This window comes from Thermoflexus hugenholtzii JAD2, assembly GCF_900187885.1.
GTDB classification, from domain to species: domain Bacteria; phylum Chloroflexota; class Anaerolineae; order Thermoflexales; family Thermoflexaceae; genus Thermoflexus; species Thermoflexus hugenholtzii.
Map to the genome: position 1 here is coordinate 36,827 of NZ_FYEK01000028.1, position 17,151 is coordinate 53,977.

General features: G+C 67.1%; 12 protein-coding genes and 1 pseudogene. 6 read left to right on the plus strand and 7 right to left on the minus strand.

Features of this window, described 5'->3' with window-relative positions; genetic code table 11:
• Window positions 1–132: 132 nt before the first annotated feature.
• Entirely contained in the window at window positions 133–1,068 is a 936-nt protein-coding gene (locus tag CFB18_RS08035; RefSeq protein WP_088571294.1) for a sensor histidine kinase, read from the plus strand.
• 87 nt (window positions 1,069–1,155) lie between these two features.
• Here CFB18_RS08035 and speD read toward each other — a convergent pair whose 3' ends face one another.
• From speD to CFB18_RS08050, 3 genes are all read right to left on the minus strand, one after another.
• A complete protein-coding gene (gene speD, locus CFB18_RS08040) occupies window positions 1,156–2,679 on the minus strand; it encodes an adenosylmethionine decarboxylase (RefSeq protein WP_088571295.1) in 1,524 nt (507 codons plus the stop codon).
• A 595-nt stretch (window positions 2,680–3,274) separates the two neighbouring features.
• Complete coding sequence (locus CFB18_RS08045; RefSeq protein WP_143597555.1) at window positions 3,275–4,336, minus strand: hypothetical protein; 1,062 nt, start codon at window positions 4,334–4,336, stop codon at window positions 3,275–3,277.
• Window positions 4,337–4,474: 138 nt separating this feature from the next.
• Entirely contained in the window at window positions 4,475–6,646 is a 2,172-nt protein-coding gene (locus CFB18_RS08050) for a YncE family protein (protein WP_088571297.1), read from the minus strand.
• 513 nt (window positions 6,647–7,159) lie between these two features.
• On the opposite strand from CFB18_RS08050, the gene CFB18_RS08055 reads away from it, so the two are divergent.
• The 4 genes and pseudogenes from CFB18_RS08055 to CFB18_RS15975 form a co-directional block, all read left to right on the plus strand.
• Window positions 7,160–7,534, plus strand: a complete 375-nt coding sequence (locus tag CFB18_RS08055; protein ID WP_088571298.1) for a methylglyoxal synthase — start codon at window positions 7,160–7,162, stop codon at window positions 7,532–7,534.
• Window positions 7,531–8,712: a tetratricopeptide repeat protein gene (locus CFB18_RS08060; RefSeq protein WP_088571299.1), complete on the plus strand. Its 1,182-nt coding sequence runs from the start codon at window positions 7,531–7,533 to the stop codon at window positions 8,710–8,712. Before CFB18_RS08055 ends, CFB18_RS08060 begins: the two co-directional genes overlap by 4 nt.
• Before the next feature lie 21 nt (window positions 8,713–8,733).
• Window positions 8,734–10,917 carry a glycosyltransferase family protein gene (locus tag CFB18_RS08065; RefSeq protein WP_088571300.1) on the plus strand — a complete coding sequence of 728 codons (2,184 nt, stop codon included), beginning with the start codon at window positions 8,734–8,736 and terminating at the stop codon, window positions 10,915–10,917.
• An 844-nt stretch (window positions 10,918–11,761) separates the two neighbouring features.
• A pseudogene (locus CFB18_RS15975) lies at window positions 11,762–12,286 on the plus strand (sensor histidine kinase); the annotation flags it as partial.
• Window positions 12,287–12,310: 24 nt separating this feature from the next.
• Here the strand turns inward: CFB18_RS15975 and CFB18_RS15980 are convergent.
• Complete coding sequence (locus CFB18_RS15980) at window positions 12,311–13,264, minus strand: phosphatase PAP2 family protein (protein ID WP_088571301.1); 954 nt, start codon at window positions 13,262–13,264, stop codon at window positions 12,311–12,313.
• A gap of 139 nt (window positions 13,265–13,403) precedes the next feature.
• Between CFB18_RS15980 and CFB18_RS08080 the strand changes: the two genes are divergently transcribed.
• Window positions 13,404–14,093 carry a metal-dependent hydrolase gene (locus tag CFB18_RS08080; RefSeq protein ID WP_088571302.1) on the plus strand — a complete coding sequence of 230 codons (690 nt, stop codon included), beginning with the start codon at window positions 13,404–13,406 and terminating at the stop codon, window positions 14,091–14,093.
• A 161-nt stretch (window positions 14,094–14,254) separates the two neighbouring features.
• Here CFB18_RS08080 and CFB18_RS08085 read toward each other — a convergent pair whose 3' ends face one another.
• The 3 genes from CFB18_RS08085 to CFB18_RS08095 form a co-directional block, all read right to left on the minus strand.
• Entirely contained in the window at window positions 14,255–15,355 is a 1,101-nt protein-coding gene (locus CFB18_RS08085; RefSeq protein WP_088571303.1) for a lipid II:glycine glycyltransferase FemX, read from the minus strand.
• Window positions 15,352–16,362, minus strand: coding sequence for a lipid II:glycine glycyltransferase FemX (locus CFB18_RS08090; RefSeq protein WP_159461647.1), 1,011 nt, complete (start codon window positions 16,360–16,362; stop codon window positions 15,352–15,354). The genes CFB18_RS08085 and CFB18_RS08090 overlap by 4 nt, the downstream gene beginning before the upstream one ends.
• A gap of 80 nt (window positions 16,363–16,442) precedes the next feature.
• Entirely contained in the window at window positions 16,443–17,132 is a 690-nt protein-coding gene (locus CFB18_RS08095; RefSeq protein ID WP_088571305.1) for a response regulator transcription factor, read from the minus strand.
• Window positions 17,133–17,151 lie beyond the last annotated feature (19 nt).

Here is a 17,151-nt window from a genome sequence, read left to right on the forward strand (position 1 = left end):
TTGGTTGTTTCCACCTAAAAGGATGTTAAAATAGTTCCGAACAGGCGCGACGTCTGCTGCAGTGGAAGCGTCCTTGCCCGGGTTGGGATCTTCCGGCGATTCGGTATCCCAGTGTTTTCGAGGAGCGCCGCGATGGGGCACCCGTATCTCACACCGGATGAATGGCTCTCCCGGCTGGAGCAGCAGGTCCTCTCCGCCTTTCGAGAGCTCCGGGAGTTGTATGAGCAGGAGAGAGCCCGGCGGGAAGAGCTGGAGCGTGCCTACCGGCGGTTGAAGGATCTGGACGAGCTGAAGACAACCTTCGTGGCCCGCGCGGGCGCGGAGCTCCGCCAGCCCCTGGGGCTGGTGATCGGCTTCCTGGAAGCGGCCCTCGGCCAGCTTCCATCTTCAGGGATGCCGGACATCGCGGCGATGTTAGAGGGGGCCTTGCGAGGCGCTTATCGGCTGCTGGAATACATCGCTCCTCTCACCGCCTTTGCGGAGTTACACCGCCAGCCGACGGCTTTTGTGGAGCCTCTTCCGCTGGGCCAGCTGATCCATGATCTGCTCCGGGCGGAGCAGCCGACCCTCGCCGAGCGTTCGACGGAGATCCGTCTGGATCTGAGCGAGGAGGCGGAGAACACTCGCGTCGATGGACCTTATGGGGCTTACATCCTGCGCACCTTACTGGATTTCCTTTTCGCCGCTCGTCGAGAGGGAGGCCCTCTGGAGATCCGCGCCCGGATCCGGGAATCCGTCCTGCTGGTAGAACTGGTCGATCCCACTCTCCGCCTCCCGGCGGAGACGCTGGCCTGGCTGAACGAAGGGGCCGCCGGGATCTCCGGGCCACAACCCGCTCGCCCCCGGGTGGATCCCGCGGTGCTGGGCCTAGCGATCACCCGGAGGGCCGCTCAGGCCTTAGGCGGCGATCTCTTCCTCCAGAGCGAGGGGGACCAGGGGATCACCCTGAGCGTCCTGCTCCCGGCCCGCCCCCTGGGGGTGGAGGATCAAATCGCCCTGCTCAGCCAGGCCCTGGAACGCCTTCCCTCTTCCGAGCCCCAGCGGCCAAGCCCCAGGGTCCCCGAGTAGAAGCTCCGCCGAGGCCCTTCGAGGATGGGGAGACCGCATCGCCGGTGGGGGGAGAAGTCTCTCCCCCCACCGGGGTGTCCGACGCCTTCAGACGCCCATCGGGAGGGCGGAGGAGCGGAGCGAAGGCGTCTCCGTCTCTACTCGCAGAGCGGGGAGGACCATCAGGGGGCCCAGGCCGCGTTCCAGGGTGATTTGGGCCGACTCCTCGGGCTGCAGATAGTCCTTGAGCACCTCCACGATCACCTCCGGATCGGCCTCCCCGCAGGTGAACACGTCCACGGCTACGTAGGCGTATTCCGGCCAGGCGTGGAGGGAGATGTGGGACTCCGCCAGCAGCACCAAGGCGGAGAACCCATCCGGGACGAAGCGGTGGATTTTCATGTTCAGCAGGGTGGCGCCGGCCCGACGCACTGCGTGCTCCAGGACCTGCTTCAGCCCGCGCAGGGGCTCCCGGTTCCGGCATTTCCAGAACTCGGCGATGATGTGCCGGCCCAGGGTGAGCTGGGTGGGGAATGGGGTGGGCGCGGGGGTCATCACCGAGGCAGTGATGGCCATATCCACATCCGGGCTGCGCCACACCTGATCGATGGCGTCCTCGTCCTCATAAAGCTCCCGCCCTCCCTCGATGACGTAGTCCTCCGGCGGCTGGAACTCCGGCAGCGTCTCCACCCGGAAGAAGGTCGAGCGATACCATGGCGTCCGTGCCGGGCGGGCGAAGGGCGGCAGATCCGGGATGGGCTGCTCGTCCGGGTCCTCCCAGTTGGCATAGAGACTGAAGTCCGGCAGGATGTGGGTGAAGGTGATGGCGTGCCGGCTGAGGAGCTCCCGCTGCCACACGTGCCACTTGCCGATGTTGGACTCGATGCGGGTGATGCCGAAGTAGCCCGCATGCCCCTCCCCTTTCCGCAGGCACATGAAGCCCTTCTCCAGGAAGAGCAGCAGGCCGTGCTCGGTCTCGGTCGGGTCGGTGAGGAAAGTGTCGAAGCGGCCGAGCAGCTCGGTGGGGAGGCGCTCGGTGAGGCTGCGGCAGTAGACGGTGATGTTCAGGCCGGCCCGGCGGGCGGCCTGTTCGATGAAGTCGCAAAGGCGGCGGTCGATCTCAATCACCACGACCGAGCGGGGTAACCCGGTCAGGGCCAGGGCCAGGCTGGCCAGGTCGTCATCGCCCAGCACGATGATGTCTTTGCCCTCCACATCCCCCTGGGCGACCATGAGGGCGACCCGCCGCATCACCGAGTCGATGGTCTGATAGCCCTGGTCGTAGGCCGCCAGAGGCTCCGGACGGCCCTGGGCCAGCTCCGCGTAGCGCCGGGTCACTTCCGCGAAGAAGCCCAGGTCCACCCCGGTCCCCCCGCAGGCGGCGCAGCGGATCTCGGGGGCCACCTGAACGCCCAGCTCCCGGGCCAGGGCCTGGCCGCGGTCCGTTAGATGCAGGCGCTGCCCGTCGAAGGCCAGGAGTCCGTGACGGAGCAGTTGCTGGACGCCCTCCACCACTCGTGGAAAGGGAAGCCCGGCGGTGCCGGCGGCCTGCCAGGGATCCCCCTCCCGCACGATGGCGCGCAGGAGGCGAGCCAGCTCCGAGCGCCCCAGGGTCAGGATCTCCCCCGCCATCGTTCACCTCCTTTCCCCGGAATGTTGACGGCGCCTTCCGGCGCCCGGAAGCGGAGACGGCTCCGCACGCACCGTCCCCTTACAAAGCAAATAGGCAGCACGGGTTCCGCACCCGGCATCATCGGAAGTCCCGACGCATGCCCAAAGCCGGAACGGCTGCCTATTGAGTTGTCGCTTGCCTCAACGCAGCGCGACTTCGCACAAACCCGGCCGGCTCCCATTGCCGGTCCGCAAATCTCAATTATAGCAAAATGCGCGCGGGAGAACAACCTGGGCTTGCTGGGCCGCTTGCTGCGCTGAGGTTTAGAAACGAGTTGGGATGAGGACAAGGGCCTGATTCACCCTGATACTCGCCCCCATTTCCCGGAACGGTAGCGATCGCCTGGTCTGTCCATCACCTTTATGTCCCAACCTTAAAGGCGCAGATAAGAGGAGGCAGGCAGCCCAAACAGCACTCAGACTCTTCGGTTTTCCCGCCACAAGCGAATCTGGGCCGCCGCCTCGAGCATCCGCAAGCGTAAGCGATTACCCCGCCCTGGAGAGAGGATGATACGAGACCTTCAGCCTCGTTCAGAAAACGATTGGGCCTGAGTTGCTACCAATTGCGCAGAACAAGAGGCAGGTAAATCTGAAAACCAGGATGGCCGTGATGATCTGGATACAGATCGGGCGCGGAGAGCGCCAGATCGATTCGCAGCCCACTACTCCATGCCAGGGCTCCGATCAATATCAGCCCCAACAAGATCCCCACAGCCAAACCGTGATCCCGATCCTCCCACCACCTTCGATTCCTCTCCAGAGTCTCTATCCCCAGCGCCACCATCCCTGAGATCATCCACACCAACACCTGCACTCCACCGTGAAAGGCAAAGAAGTTCGAAGCAGCAGTGATGTAACGGGCCTCGGCAGGGGTCAAGAAGATGTGATGTAACAGCGGCAACTCCAGATAGGCCATCGCCGCCCCAGCCAGCCATATCTCCCAACCTCGTATGGGCGGGGCGTCCCAGAAAGCCCGCCATCGCGCCAGCCCCAGCAACCCTATCCCGCTGCTCAACAGTCCTGCGAGAACCATCCATGCTGCGACCTCCGGCTGGGCTAACCCCAAACCGGGCAGCTCCACCACTCGCAACCCCAGCAGCAACGGGGTTATCACCATCCCATACCCCAGCCGGGTCAGCCCTCGAGTCGGATCCCAAGCCATCCCCTTCGCCAGCCATAACCCCACGGCCAGACCAGCCAGGGTCAGACCGGCCACCTCCAGTCCTACCTTTATGGGAAGAGATGGCACACCCCCCCAGGCCACTATCGGAGGGATGCCCAGACCGAGCGGACTCACCGCTGTCAACCAGACCCCCAGCGCAGAAGGCGCGCTTACGGGGAGAAGGCGGCGCCGGGCGAAAACACCCCAAGTGCCGTAAAGAAAGAGCATGAAATCCATCACGGCGCCTGCCGCCACCAGCCCGCTCATCCGATAACGGCCTAGCGTTCGCTCATCCAGGGGGAGCGCTCCCATATGCCCGTAGAGGAAGAGACGAGAGCGGTCTGCATGGGTAAACCACTCCCAGAAAAGAAGCAGGAGCCCCACCGCAATCACCCCCCCCAGAACCACCGAGGGGAACGTGAACACCGTCCGAATTCGGCTCCGAATCCCCTTCACCAACCTGTATCCCACTCTCGCCGAAAGCATTGTCCTTTTTTGTTTAAAGCTTACATGATGCATTTAATTACTCCTTCAAATTAGTTTTTGCGCATATCTAAAACATATAAGATCTTGTAAGATATCTGTAGGTTGCCCTCACCGTCCCCGAAGGATAAGGGGAAGCCAGAGGCGGCGGGTCAAGGCCCGCTCCTCGATCCAGACCAGACGGTTGTCCCCCTCATGGCTGAGGACGGCGATCCCCCTCTCCGGATCGAAAACCATGTCTCGGGGATAGATCCCGGTGGTCAGCTGCGTCCACACCTGCGGACCCCTTAAAACCGCGACCTGCGTCTCCCCGGCCACATAGGCCAGCCCGCTGCGGGGGCTCACCCAAATCCGAAGGGGCTCAAAAGGAAGCGTGACCGTAGCCACCCGGTCTGTCCCGCTCAGCACCGCAACCCGCTGGGTGCCGCTCAGGGCCACATAGACCCACGGCCCCCCGGGGTCCGTCGCCAGGGCCACCGGTACCCCCTCCACCCCGATGGAGATCACCGGAGTAGAACCCGAGAGGATCCAGAGGGTCCCGGTGGGACCGAGCCCGGACCCCACATACGCCCGGCCAGTGCCCGGGTGGGCGGCCAGGGCCCGCAATGGATACATCCCGATCACCGTCGTCAGCCACGGCGAGGTGGTCACCGGCGTCGTGAGGGAGAGGACGGCCACCTGCCCGATTCCTCCCACGTAGAGATAACCGTGCGCGGGATCCACCGCCAGATCCCGAACTGGCCCTGCGAGCCCTCCTTCGATCGGCAGGCTGAAGATCTCAGTGCCTGTGATCGCGTAAATCTCGTCCACATAATAAGAGTCCTTGCCGCCGAAGATCACCCCGTGGTGCGGGTCCGCCCGCAGAACACTGATGCCGGAGGGGAGGGAACGTGTGAGCCAGCCTTCCCCCTGCCAGATCCAGAGCCACACGCTCCACGGGAGCGCCACATAGGCCCAACCGGTCCCCGGATCAGCCTCCAGCCGCCGCTCCTGGGGCAGGAGGATCGGATAGCTCCACGGCAAGAACGCAGTGGAAGTCACCACCTCCGTCCCTGAGAGCACATCGAAACGGCCTGTGAAGAGATCCAGAACGTAAAGCCGGCCATCGGGGGACCGCGCCAGGGAGCCCAGGCCGAAACCGTTCGGATACTCCGCCACAGGGACCGTCCGGCTGAGCACCAGCAGGTCGGAGGGCAGGGACCCCCCAAGGCTGTCTCCCCATCCGACCACATACACCCAGCCGTCCTCGTGGGGGAAGATCTGCCGGGGGCGCACCGGCATGGAGATCACGTTCAGCAGGGTGAGATCCCGGGAGAACACGTGGATCTGTTGCGAGAAAAAGGCCCCGGCCACAATCTCCCCCGTGCGCGGGATTACTGCGATGGGATTGTCGCCTTGGGGGAAGGGAACGCGCGTGATCACCTCCGTCCGGGAGAGGACGGTAATCCAGTCCGGACTCAGGTGGGTCAGATAGGCCCGTTCGCTGTCCGGATCAGGGGCGAAATCGAAGGTCCCGGTGACGGCAAGGGAGGCAAGCACCGTCCGCCCGTTCAGGACCTTCAACTCACCCTGGCTACCTACATAGGTGAGACGGCTGTAGGGATGATATTCGATCCAGCGAAGCATACCGGTCATCGTAAAGGTCCCCACCCGCTGGGTCCCGCTGAGGATCCAGACTTCGGGGTTAGGCCCGTAACTGTTGACGCCCACGTAAACATCCCCGCTCTCCGGATGCGGAGCGAGGGGCCCGGCGCTTGGGGTACTCGCTATGGTCAGGACCGTCGTCCCGGTGATCACCGCCAAATGCGTGGAGATCGGTGGGTAAGGAACGCTTTGCATCGTGACATAAAGCAGCTGGGTTCGGGGGTGGAGGACGATCCCGGTCACCGTGTAGGGGAGCGTCACCTGCCCCACAGGCGTCGTCCCGCTCATGATCACCACCGAGCGCCCCTCCGCCCGGAACCAGCGCGGGGTCTGGGCGTGGAAGCCTATGTCGCAAGAGCCAGGCTGGATGCTCCGGAGCTCCGCCCCCTGAAGGGTCATCCAGCCCCCATTGCGGCAGACCCACACCTCCCCGGAGACCGGATGAACCCCCAGGACGCCGGGAAACATCCCTGCCCCCGGGCGCAGAAAGCGCTCAGCTGTGATCACGGGGACCACCGGATCAGAGAGGGGAGCGCTGGCGAGGACAGGCCCGATAGGGGAAGTGGGCTGCAGGGCGATGAGGGCGATCCCCAGGAGGAGGCCGCCGGCGATCAGCATGCATATCCAGAGGACCCGCATCCTTCCCTCCAGATCTTCCGGTTTGCTCGGGGACCGATGCCCCAGTAGGGAAATCCAGTATCACATCGCCCCGCGATTTCCGCCAGGTGGGCCGCCGGCGCGGGAAGGCGATCCCCCGGACGGATCTCCTACCAGGAGGAGGACCTGGGTTAACATTGTAATGAGGTGCCGGTTGAGGGAAGGCGCCCGCTTGTGCGTCGAATGAATTCGCCCTCGGAAGGCCTTCGGCCGATGGTCGGCCTGCGCCGACCAAAAAGGTATTCTTTGCGTCGGTGTAGACCGACACCTGGCGCGCAAGCGTCTTGAGAGGCCGATCTCAATCGGCGTGAAGGAACGGGCGATGCCGGCCTCTCGGCGCTCCCCTGCCCCAGCGGGCCCTCCAAGGAAGGCCGAGGGACGAATTCGTGTATTCGCGCCCTGATTCGTGGATGGCTGGCAACAGGGGACGAGGCGGATCGCTGCAAAGGAGGCCTTCCCGCATGGCTTCAGACCGAACCTGGAGACACCGCGCCTATGCCTAAGCGGATCGCGATCATCGCCCACGACGGCAAGAAAGGGGAGCTGGTCGAATGGGCCCGGCGGGAGCGGGAGCGCCTGGCCCGGCATCAGCTGGTGGCCACCGCCACCACCGGGCGCACCCTTCAGGAAGCCCTGGGGCTGGAGGTGGCCTGCGTCCGCTCCGGCCCCCAGGGCGGGGATGCCCAGATCGCCGCGATGGTGGTGGAAGGCCGGATCGACGCGGTGATCTTCCTGGTCGATCCCCTCTACGCCCATCCCCACGAGCCGGACATTCGCACGGTGATGCGCCTGTGCAACGTCCACAACGTCCCCCTGGCCACCAACCTGGCCACCGCCTCGATGGTGCTGCGCGGCCTGGAGGAGGAATGACCCGACGCCGGCGCTGGATCCTCTGGCTGGTCCTCGATCTCTTAGCGCTGGCCGCCCTGTTCGGAGTGGACTGGCAGCTGCGGACGGGAGGGCGCGCGTCCACCGTGGCTGCGACACCCACCCCGACCCTCTCCGCCGCGCACTACGCCCGTCGGGCGGAGGCCGCCTATCAGGGGGGAGATCTCCGGAGCGCGGAGGAAGGCTACCGCCTCGCCCTGGCCCTGGAGCCGGAGAACCCGGCGCGCTACCCCCCGCTGATCCGCCTCCTGGCCTTCACCAACCGCCTGGAGGAAGCCGCCGCCTGGCTGGAGCGAGGCCGCCGGCTGGCTCCGGAGGATCCGCGCCTTCTTGGGATGGCGGCGTTGATCCTGGACTGGCAGGGGAAGATCCCCGAGGCGATCCAGGCTGGGGAACAGGCCGTGGCCCGCCTGCCCGGCGAGGCCGCTTTCCACGCCTATCTGGCGGAAGCCTACGCCGACGCCCATCGCCCGCAGGCCGCCCTGGCCGCCGCCCAGAAAGCCCTGAGCCTGGCCCCGGATTCGCCGGACGCCCACCGGGCCCTGGGCTACGTCTACGAGACCCTGGGGCGCTATGCGGAGGCGATGGCGGCCTATCGAGAGGCCCTGCGTCGGGATCCGCTGATGGTGGTGACCTGGCTCGCCCTGGGGCGCAACGCCATGGTCCTCGGGCAGACCGCCGCCGCCCTGGACGCCTTCCAGCGGGCCGCCGCCCTGCGGCCGGAGGACCCACGGGTTCTGGACGAGCTGGGCTGGCTGTATTACAACCTGGGCCGGCTGGAGGAGGCGGAACAAACCTTGAGGAAGGCCCGGGAACAAGACCCGGACGACTGGCGGCTTCTGTATCACCTGGGGGTCACCCTCTACGCCCGGCGGAAGTATGAGGAGGTGGTGGACACAAACCATCTGCCGCGGGGGATCGTCCGGCTGCAGGCTGTCCTCCAGGCAGAGGGGAAAACCTGCGCCCCGGAGACGCTGCCGACAGAGCCGCGCTGCGCCCGCCTGGTGGAGATGGCCTACCTGCTGGGCCTCTCCCACTACTATCTGGGGGACTGCGCCGCCGCGCGCCCCTGGCTGGAGCAGGCCCTCGCCATCTCCCCTCAAGAGGAAAACGCTCGGCGTGGCCTCCGGTGGTGCGAGGGTCAATCACCCACACCTTGAGGGAGCTACACCGAAGCACCTATGCGCGAACACTCACCGCCTCGGATCATAAGCCATAGCCAGGCCCCAGGGAAGCGATGTTGCGCCCTGGGGGCTCCGCTGGGGACCCTCCTGATCGCCTTCACCTTCTACCTGCTCGGGCTGCCTGCGTCCTTTGTCCACAACGATGAAGCCCATGGGGCCATTGTGCTGATCTACGATCTCCCGGGCACCCTGGCCGCCGTGGCCCGGGACAGCCATCCGCCGCTCTATTACCTCGTGCTCTGGGGGTGGCTCCGCTTGGTCCCGCATCCGTTCGCCCTCAAGTTCGCATCGCCGTTCTTCGCATTGCTGGCGCTGGCCCTCACCTACCGCCTGGTGGCGGAGGCCGCCGGGCGTCGGGCCGCCGCAGGGGCGATGCTCCTGATGGCCTTCAACCCGCTGTTCTTCGCCCTGGCCACCCTGGGCCGGATGTATCCGATGGCCATCGCCGCCGCCGCCCTGGGGTTCCGGCAGGCCCTCCGCCGGCGCGATGGCAGCTGGCTGCTCAGCGCCTGGGCCCTGACCCTCACCCACTTTTACGGCCTCCTTTTCCTCCCGGCCCAGCGCCTGCTGATCCCGGGATGGCGCCCCCGGCTCCGAGAGCTGGGCCGGATGGCCCTGGCCCTCCTCCCCATCGCCGGGTGGTCCCTCTGGGCCCTCGGCCCCTCCATGGCTCACACCGTCCGCACCCTGTCCCGCATCCCGGTTCGTCCCACCCCCCCGGAGGTCCTGGCCAACCTGATGGGCGCCCTGGGGATCGGGATCGGGGCGGACGGGCGGCTGGGGATGCTGGGGGCCCTTGCCGTCGCCCTGGGGATCCTGGCCTCATGGCGGGCCCGACGCCTCTGGGCCGCGATGGCGCTGCCCGTGGGCCTGGGGCTCCTCCTCACCCTGCGCTTCCCTTTCTACGCGGCCCGCTATTTCGCCCCCCTCCTCCCGCTTTACGCCTGGGCCCTGGCCGCCGGTGGGGCGGCGCGGCGGCGCGCGCTGTGGCTCCTGCTGCTGAGCCTGGGGCTCTACGGGATCGGACGGACATGGGCGGTTTACGCCAACGCACCGATCTACGCCGAGGCCCAGCGGGAGCTCTACGCCACCCTCTTCGAAACGGCCCATCCGACGGACCGGATCGCCTTCCACGGCTACTGGAACCAGGCGGAGATGGCCCTGTTCTACCCGGAGACCCGTCCGCGTCTGCTCCCGCTGGAGGCGATCCCTCCGGCGGGCTCTGCGCTTCCGACGCGCACCTGGGTGGTGGGCGTCACCTTCTTCCAGGACCTCTATCGGCCGGTCATCGAGGCCCTCGCTCGGGAGGGGCCCTTTGACATCCACACTTGGTATCCAATGGCGGAGGTCTTCCGTTTCGTCCCATGGGAGGAGCCCGCGCCGTGGCGGCCGGCCGGGGTTCGTTTCGAGCAGGGGATCGTCCTGGAAGCGGTGGCCTGGCTGGACCCGGTCACGGACCCGGGCGGGAGCATCCGGGTGGGGCTGCGCTGGCGAGCGGAGCGCATCCCTGAAGGGCGTTACGTGGTCTTCCTTCATCTATGGGATGAGCAGGGGCGCTACCGGGCCGGCGTCGATCGAGAGCCGGATCCCTCCACCTCCGAATGGCAGCCCGGGCAGATCGTCACCCAGACCCTGGCCCTCGCGGCCCCGCCGTTCCTGCCGGCCGGCCGCTATCGCCTGATGGTGGGGCTTTACGAGCGCCTGGACTCCGGCTGGCGGCGCCTGCGCACGGCGGAGGGCGCGGAGGCCTGGCAGATCGGGGAAGCGGAGATCCGCCCCCGCCTCGGGAACGCCCGCGTCCCCGGTGTTCCCCTGCCGGGCGGGATCACCGTCCGGCCGCAGGGGGCATGGCGGACGACCATCGATGGGACCCCACGGTGGCGGGTGCATCTCCTCTGGCAGACGGACCGCCCGCTCCCGGATGACACCCATCGCCTCTGGATCCGGGGTCCGGACGGAACGATGCGGCCCCTGGATCCCCCGGAGGGATGGTTTCCGGGATCGCGGATTGCCGGCGAGGAGGCCGCGGAGATCTGGGAATGGCGGGAGCCGCTCCCCCCGGGGCGTTATCAGGTTTTCTGGGAGGGTGGGGGTCTCTTCCCCCTCTTCGCCTTCCGGATCCCTCTGGAGGGCTACCGGTGGGATTACGACTGGATCTTCCGGAACCGTCTTCCCTGGTAGTCGCTTCGCCACGGGGGATGGCAAAATAGGAAGGAATCGCACGCGGGAAGCCAAGGAGGGCGCGCTGAACGCGGATTCCGGGACGGCGCTGCGCTTCTTCGCCGGACTGGTCTACTACACGCTGGGGCTGATCCTCCTTCTGCAGTCCCGAGGCCAGAGCCGGCTCCGTCTGGCCCGCAGCCTCCCCTGGCTGGCGGGGTTTGGCCTCCTTCACGCTCTTTACGAGTGGAGCGGGGTTTTCTCCTCGCCCGACCTTGCCCCGTCGGGGGAGCTTCTGGCCCTCACCCGGACGATGGTCCTCGCCTTGGCCTTCCTGTGCTTGTTCGAGTTCGGGGCGGACATTGTGGCCCCGCTGGGCCCCCGCTGGCGATGGCTGCGCTCCCTCGGGTGGGGCCTGTTCCTGACCTGGGGAAGCGTGACCCTGCTTCTCAGCCTCCTCCCTCAGCCCCTGCCCGCCTGGCGGATGGATATTGAGGCCGCCGCCCGGCTCCTCCTGGGCTTCCCCGGCGGGATGCTCACCGCTTACGCCCTGCGCCGCCACACCTTCCACCTGCTCGTTCCCCTGGCCCGTCCCCATATCATCAGCATGCTGCGCATGGCCGGCCTCGCCATCGCCGCCTACAGCGTCCTGGCCGGGCTGATCGGACCGGCGGAGATTTTCCCTCCGCTGAGCGAAGCGACGCTGGAGCGTTTCCTCGGAGTCCCGGTGTTCCTGCTGCGCAGCCTGGCCGGCATCGTGCTGGTCGGAGGGATGCTGCGGGCTCTGGAGATCTTCGAGATCGAGCTGAGCAGCCGGCTGGGCAGCCTGGAGGAAGCTCAGATCCTGGCCAGCGAGCGGGAACGGATGAGCCGGGAGCTGCACGACCGCACCCTCCAGATGATCTACGGCGCCGGGCTCCTGCTCCGCAACCTCCAGACCCAGATGGAGCCCGCCCAGGCTGCCACCCTCGACCCGGTCATCCGCATGCTGGACCAGGCGGTGCAGAGCCTGCGGGAGATCCTGCAGGAATGGCAGGCCCGTCCGGCCATGGCCAGCCTGGTGGATGGGATGGAGCGGCTGATCCGCGAATACGGGCTCCCCGCCCTGATGGACGTGGAGACCGACTGGCAGATCCCGGCCGACGCCCAGCTCCCTCCGACCCAGCTCCGCCACATCCTGGCCATCGTCTCCGAGGCCCTGAGCAACGTGGTTCGCCACGCCCGCGCCCGCCGCGTCCGCATCGCCGCGGCGCTGAAGGACGGGCGCCTGCAGATCCGCATCGCTGACGATGGTCGGGGCTTCGGGCCGGAGGCCCAGCCCGGCTTCGGCCTGCGCAACATGGAAGAGCGCGCGCACCTCCTGAACGGGCGTCTGGAGATCCAGAGCCAGCCCGGCCTGGGGACCACTGTGATCTTAGAGATCCCGTGGGGAGGGATCCGTCGGGGGGACCTCTATCGTCCTCTGCGAGCGGGCCAGCCCCAGCCGGAGGAACAGGAGGGGCGCCCCGGCGGTCACGTAGAGGCCAACCAGGAGGTAGCGGAATAACCGGAGCCCGGGCATCCCGGCGGCCTCCCCGAAGAGGCCGGTGAAGGCCATCCCCAGAAGAACATAAACCGCTCCCAGGCTGACCAGGCCGAGCGCGAGCCGGATGCCGCGCTGCATCCACGCTCCTCCGGGATCCAATCCCCCAGAGGTCTGGGATTCCACGAGGACCCCCCAGGCCATCCCCAGCCAGGCGCCCAGCGGCACGGCGGTCTCCCGGGTGGGGTGGAGGAGGAACAACGCCAGGACCGCCCCAGCAGCCAGGGTCGCTTTCGAAAGGGCGGAATGAGGAAGGCGCCGAACCAGCCCGGGGAACAGACGCAGGGTTGCCAGCGCCACCAGAGCCCCGACGGCCCAGCCGGCCACCACATCGTGCGGGAAGTGCACGCCCAGGACGATGCGGGAGAGGCCGACGAGCAGGATGAGGAGAACCGCGAAGAAGGTGAAGGGCCCGCTGCGGATCATCCCGGCCAGGGTCCCCCACATGGCCGCCGCGTTCAGCGCGTGCCCGCTGGGCAACCCGTAGCCCAGGGCCTCCCCGCCCGGCAGCCACACCTGCACCCGGTCGGGCGCGACCTGGAAAGGCCGGGGCATGGCGAAGAGGTCCTTGAGGACGAACGTGAGATAGGCTCCCAGCAACAATGCCGTGGCGGCGTAAAGCGCTTCCCGCTTCCGGTAGCCCCAGAGCAACGCGGCGAGGATAAGCAGGAAAGCCTGCTCCTCCCCCAGCCCGGTGATCGCCCGCCACAGCGGGAGGGCCCAGGGCGGCTGGAGCGCCTGCAGCGCAACGATCCCCTCGATTTGCCAGTGGATCCAGTCGGGCATCCCTTTCCTCCGGGAGAGATGAAGCAGCTTCCGAGGCGCCTCTATGCACGATCCTTCTCCGCACGCGCACCGCTATAGTATCATGGATAGTTGAGGGAAATCGAGCCTTCCATACGCTGTGTGCGGAAAGGAGGTTCCTATGGCCGTTCGGGTCACCTGGTATGGCCACGCGGCGTTCCTCCTGGAGAGCGATGGCAAGCGCATCCTCATCGATCCTTTCCTGAGCGGCAACCCCCTGGCTCCGGTGAAGGCCGAGGAGGTGCAGGCCGATGTCATCATCATCACCCACGGCCACGCCGATCACGTGGGCGACGCGGTGGACATCGCCCGGCGGACCGGCGCGCTGGTGATCAGCAACTATGAGATCACCTCGTGGTTCCAGAGCAAGGGGGTGCAAAACGTCTGGGCGCTGCACATCGGCGGAGGCCGGGATTTCGACTTCGGCCGCGTCAAGCTGACCCCCGCCCTCCACGGCTCCGTCCTTCCGGATGGCGCCTATGGGGGGAACCCGGCGGGCGTCCTCCTGTATCTGGGCAAGCACCGCATCTACCATGCCGGCGACACCGGGCTCTTCGGGGATATGAAGCTGATCGGCGCGGAGAAGCTGGACCTGGCCCTGCTGCCCATCGGGGACAACTTCACCATGGGGCCCGCCGACGCCCTCCAGGCCGTCCGCCTGCTGAAGCCGAAGGTGGTCATCCCCATGCACTACAACACCTGGGAGCTGATCCAGCAGGACCCCCATGCCTGGGCCCGGAAGGCGAAGGCGGCGGTGAAGGGCCTCAAGGTGGTGGTGCTGGAGCCCGGCGGGACCTTCGAGCTGAAATGAGAAAACCCGCGTCGATGTGGCCCAGTTCCTCTCGGAGCCGGCGGGCCCTTCGGGAGCCCGCCGGCTCTGCTCTCGGGGCCTTCCGGGTTTCCCGGGCAGGTGATTGCTTTCGGCCACATGATTCGGCCACATGACATGTAGGGCGACCGCTCGCAGTTGCCCTACGTAGGGCCTCCCCCTTCTATCCGGCGCCAGTAGCGGCGGCGCAACCATGCCAGGTAGCGGGGGATCAGCTCGGTGTAAAGCCGGTAGAGAAGCGGCCGGACGGGGTAATCCCAGGTCCCGATGAAGCGCACATAGCGTCCCCCGAACCCCCGCTTGAAGCGATATACTCCCCACATGGGGTCTGACTCCACGGGCTCGGCCGGTGCTCCCCAGAAGTCATACCGGCGGCATCCGACCGAGCGGGCCCAGCGGATGGCTTCCCACTGCAGGCGGTGGTTCGGCATCTTGTCCCGGTGGCGGTCCCGCGAGGCGCCGTAGAAATACCAGGCGATGGGCCCGAAGCGATAGAGGATCACCATCGCCACCGGCTCCCCGCCCACCTCGGCCAGGAGCGGCCGGGCGCAACCCGCCTCGTAGAACATCCCCCAGGCTTGCCGGTAGTAAGCCCGCGGTCGGATCACGAAGCGATCCCGCCGCGCCGTCTCCGCGTAGAGGTCGTAAAGCAGGTCGAAGGCCTCCGGGCCCACCGGCCGCACCGTCACGCCCTTGCGCTCGGCCAGGCGGATGTTGTAGCGGGTCTTGGGATGCATCCCGCGCAGCAAGGTCTCCTCATCCGCCTCCAGGTCCAGCCACAGGCTGGCGGGGAACTGCACCGACTCGGCGGCCGGCCGCCACCTGCGACGCAAAAGGATAGTTTTCAAGGGGGCAGCCACCGGAGCCCGCGGCCCCTCCTCCGCGGGGCCCTCCGCCTCCACCACCTCGGGGTCGATCCGCAAGAGGATCCCCCGACTCCGGCGGGCCAGCGCCTCCAGGTCCCGGAGGACGGCTTCCGCCGCTTCTTCATCGGCCGGATCCATCAGAGGCCCTCGGGGAATATAGAGCAGGCGGAACAGGCCCAGGCGGTCCTCCCGGCACAGAACCTGGGCGGCCGCCCGCACCCGTCCGCCCGCGTCCACCCAGAGCCAGCGCATGGGCCGCCAGCCATAAAGGGCCTTGAAGGCCCCCCACGTCCAGCTCTGGAGGATATGGGGGAAAGGCAATTGGAGCAGCGCTTGATCCCAGGCCCGTGAATCCTCGATCGGGAGGGAGCGGATCATGCCCGGATCAGCCTCCGAAGCAAGCGGTAGAGCCGGGGGCGATAGACGCGATCGAAGGCGCCCGCCCAGCGGACGATGCGGCCGCCGAACCCCCGCTTGAAGCGATACACGCCCCACAGCCCATCCCGGCGGGCCATAAACTGAGCCTCCAGGATCTCCGGCTCCTCATCCGGGATCCCCCACAGGTCATACAGGCGGCATCCCCGCGCCTTCGCCCAGCGCATCGCCGTCCACTGAAGGGCGTAGGTGGGCATCTTCTCCCGGTGGCGGTCTCCCGAGGCGCCGTAGAAATACCAGGCTCGCTCTCCCCAGGCGAAGGCCATCAGCCCAGCCAGAGGCTCCTCCTCATAGTAAGCCAGCCAGAGGCGGGCCAGATGAGGGACGAAGCGTTCGTAGGCGGCGCGATAATACGCGAAGGTGTGGATGGCGAAGCGATCCCGCTCCGCTGTCCGCCGAAGCAGCTCGTAAAACCGGGGGAGATCCTCCGGCCCAGCCTCCCGCACCCTCACGCCCTTGCGCTCGGCCAGGCGGATGTTATAGCGGGTCTTGGGATGCATCCGCTGCAGCAGGGCCTCCTCCTCTCCCTCGAGGGAGACGAGGATGGTCCGCCGGGGCTGCACCGGCGGGGCAGGCTGGAATCCGAAGGCGAGAAGGTCCAGGGTGAGCTCCCCCTCGGCCGCGTCGGGCTCCAGGCGCAGGTAGAGGGCCCGGACCTCCCGGGCCAGGTGGTCCAGGGCGCTCTGCAAGCAGCGGAAGACCTCCGGGCGTTGCCAGTCCCCCACCGGCCCTTTCGGAACGTAGAGGATGGAAAAGCCCAGGGGGAGGGAGCGGATCAGAACCTGCAGGCCGGCGCGGGGGAAGCCGTCCTCGATCACCAGCCACCGGCGGGCCTGCCAGCCGAAGCCCGCCTTCAACGCGGCCCAGGGGGCGGTCTGGAGGATGTGCGCCTCCGGATGGGCTTCCAGGAAGGCCATCCAGGCTTCCCTATCTACCTCCCGGATGCTCATCCCCTCCAGCGCGCAACTGCCCCCTGGAGGGACCACCAACCCGCTGTGCGGCTCAGGCTCCCGGTGAGGCCAGCGTTCCGTCATCCGAGGGCGAACCGGTAACCGTGGCCGCGCTCCGTCAGCAAAAAGCGCGGCTGATCAGGGTCCGGCTCGATCCGCTGGCGGAGGCGCCAGATATACCATTTGACGTTCTGGGGATCCACGCTGCCATCGGGCCAGACGTTCCGGGCGATCTCCTCGGGGCTGAGGGTTTGCCCCGCCCGCTCCGCTAAGTAGCACAGCAGACGGTGTTCCGTCTCGGTCAACAGCCGCTCCTCCCCATGCAGGATCACCCGGGGATACTGGGGATCGATGAGCAGGGCGCCCTCCCCAAACCGCCAGTAGATCCGTTTACCGGGCGGCGGCAGGCGAACCCGGCGCAGGTGGGCATCGATGCGGGCCAGGAGCTCCTCCATCGAGAAAGGCTTGACAATGTAGTCATCGGCGCCCAGCTTCAACCCCTCCACCCGTTCCTCCACAGCGGCGCGGGCGGTCAGGATCAGGATGGGCACCGTGGAGACCGCCCGGATCTGCCGGCAGACCTCCAGCCCATCGATATCGGGAAGCATAAGGTCCAGGATCACCAGGTCCGGCTGGTGCTCCTGGAACTTCTGCCAGCCCTCCGTGCCGTTGAAGGCCAAGATCACCTGGAAGCCCCGCCGCTCCAGGAAACGACGGATGAGTTCCGCCAGCTCGACCTCATCCTCCACCACCAGGATCGTCTCCGCCATCCGCGCCCTCCCCGCGCAG

Coding starts and splice junctions, on each gene's coding strand:
- CFB18_RS08035 (WP_088571294.1), top strand. CDS start 133: ATGGGGCACCCGTATCTCACACCGGATGAATGGCTCTCCCGGCTGGAG.
- speD (WP_088571295.1), bottom strand. CDS start 2,679: ATGGCGGGGGAGATCCTGACCCTGGGGCGCTCGGAGCTGGCTCGCCTC.
- CFB18_RS08050 (WP_088571297.1), bottom strand. CDS start 6,646: ATGCGGGTCCTCTGGATATGCATGCTGATCGCCGGCGGCCTCCTCCTG.
- CFB18_RS08055 (WP_088571298.1), top strand. CDS start 7,160: ATGCCTAAGCGGATCGCGATCATCGCCCACGACGGCAAGAAAGGGGAG.
- CFB18_RS08060 (WP_088571299.1), top strand. CDS start 7,531: ATGACCCGACGCCGGCGCTGGATCCTCTGGCTGGTCCTCGATCTCTTA.
- CFB18_RS08065 (WP_088571300.1), top strand. CDS start 8,734: ATGCGCGAACACTCACCGCCTCGGATCATAAGCCATAGCCAGGCCCCA.
- CFB18_RS15980 (WP_088571301.1), bottom strand. CDS start 13,264: ATGCCCGACTGGATCCACTGGCAAATCGAGGGGATCGTTGCGCTGCAG.
- CFB18_RS08080 (WP_088571302.1), top strand. CDS start 13,404: ATGGCCGTTCGGGTCACCTGGTATGGCCACGCGGCGTTCCTCCTGGAG.
- CFB18_RS08085 (WP_088571303.1), bottom strand. CDS start 15,355: ATGATCCGCTCCCTCCCGATCGAGGATTCACGGGCCTGGGATCAAGCG.
- CFB18_RS08090 (WP_159461647.1), bottom strand. CDS start 16,362: ATGAGCATCCGGGAGGTAGATAGGGAAGCCTGGATGGCCTTCCTGGAA.
- CFB18_RS08095 (WP_088571305.1), bottom strand. CDS start 17,132: ATGGCGGAGACGATCCTGGTGGTGGAGGATGAGGTCGAGCTGGCGGAA.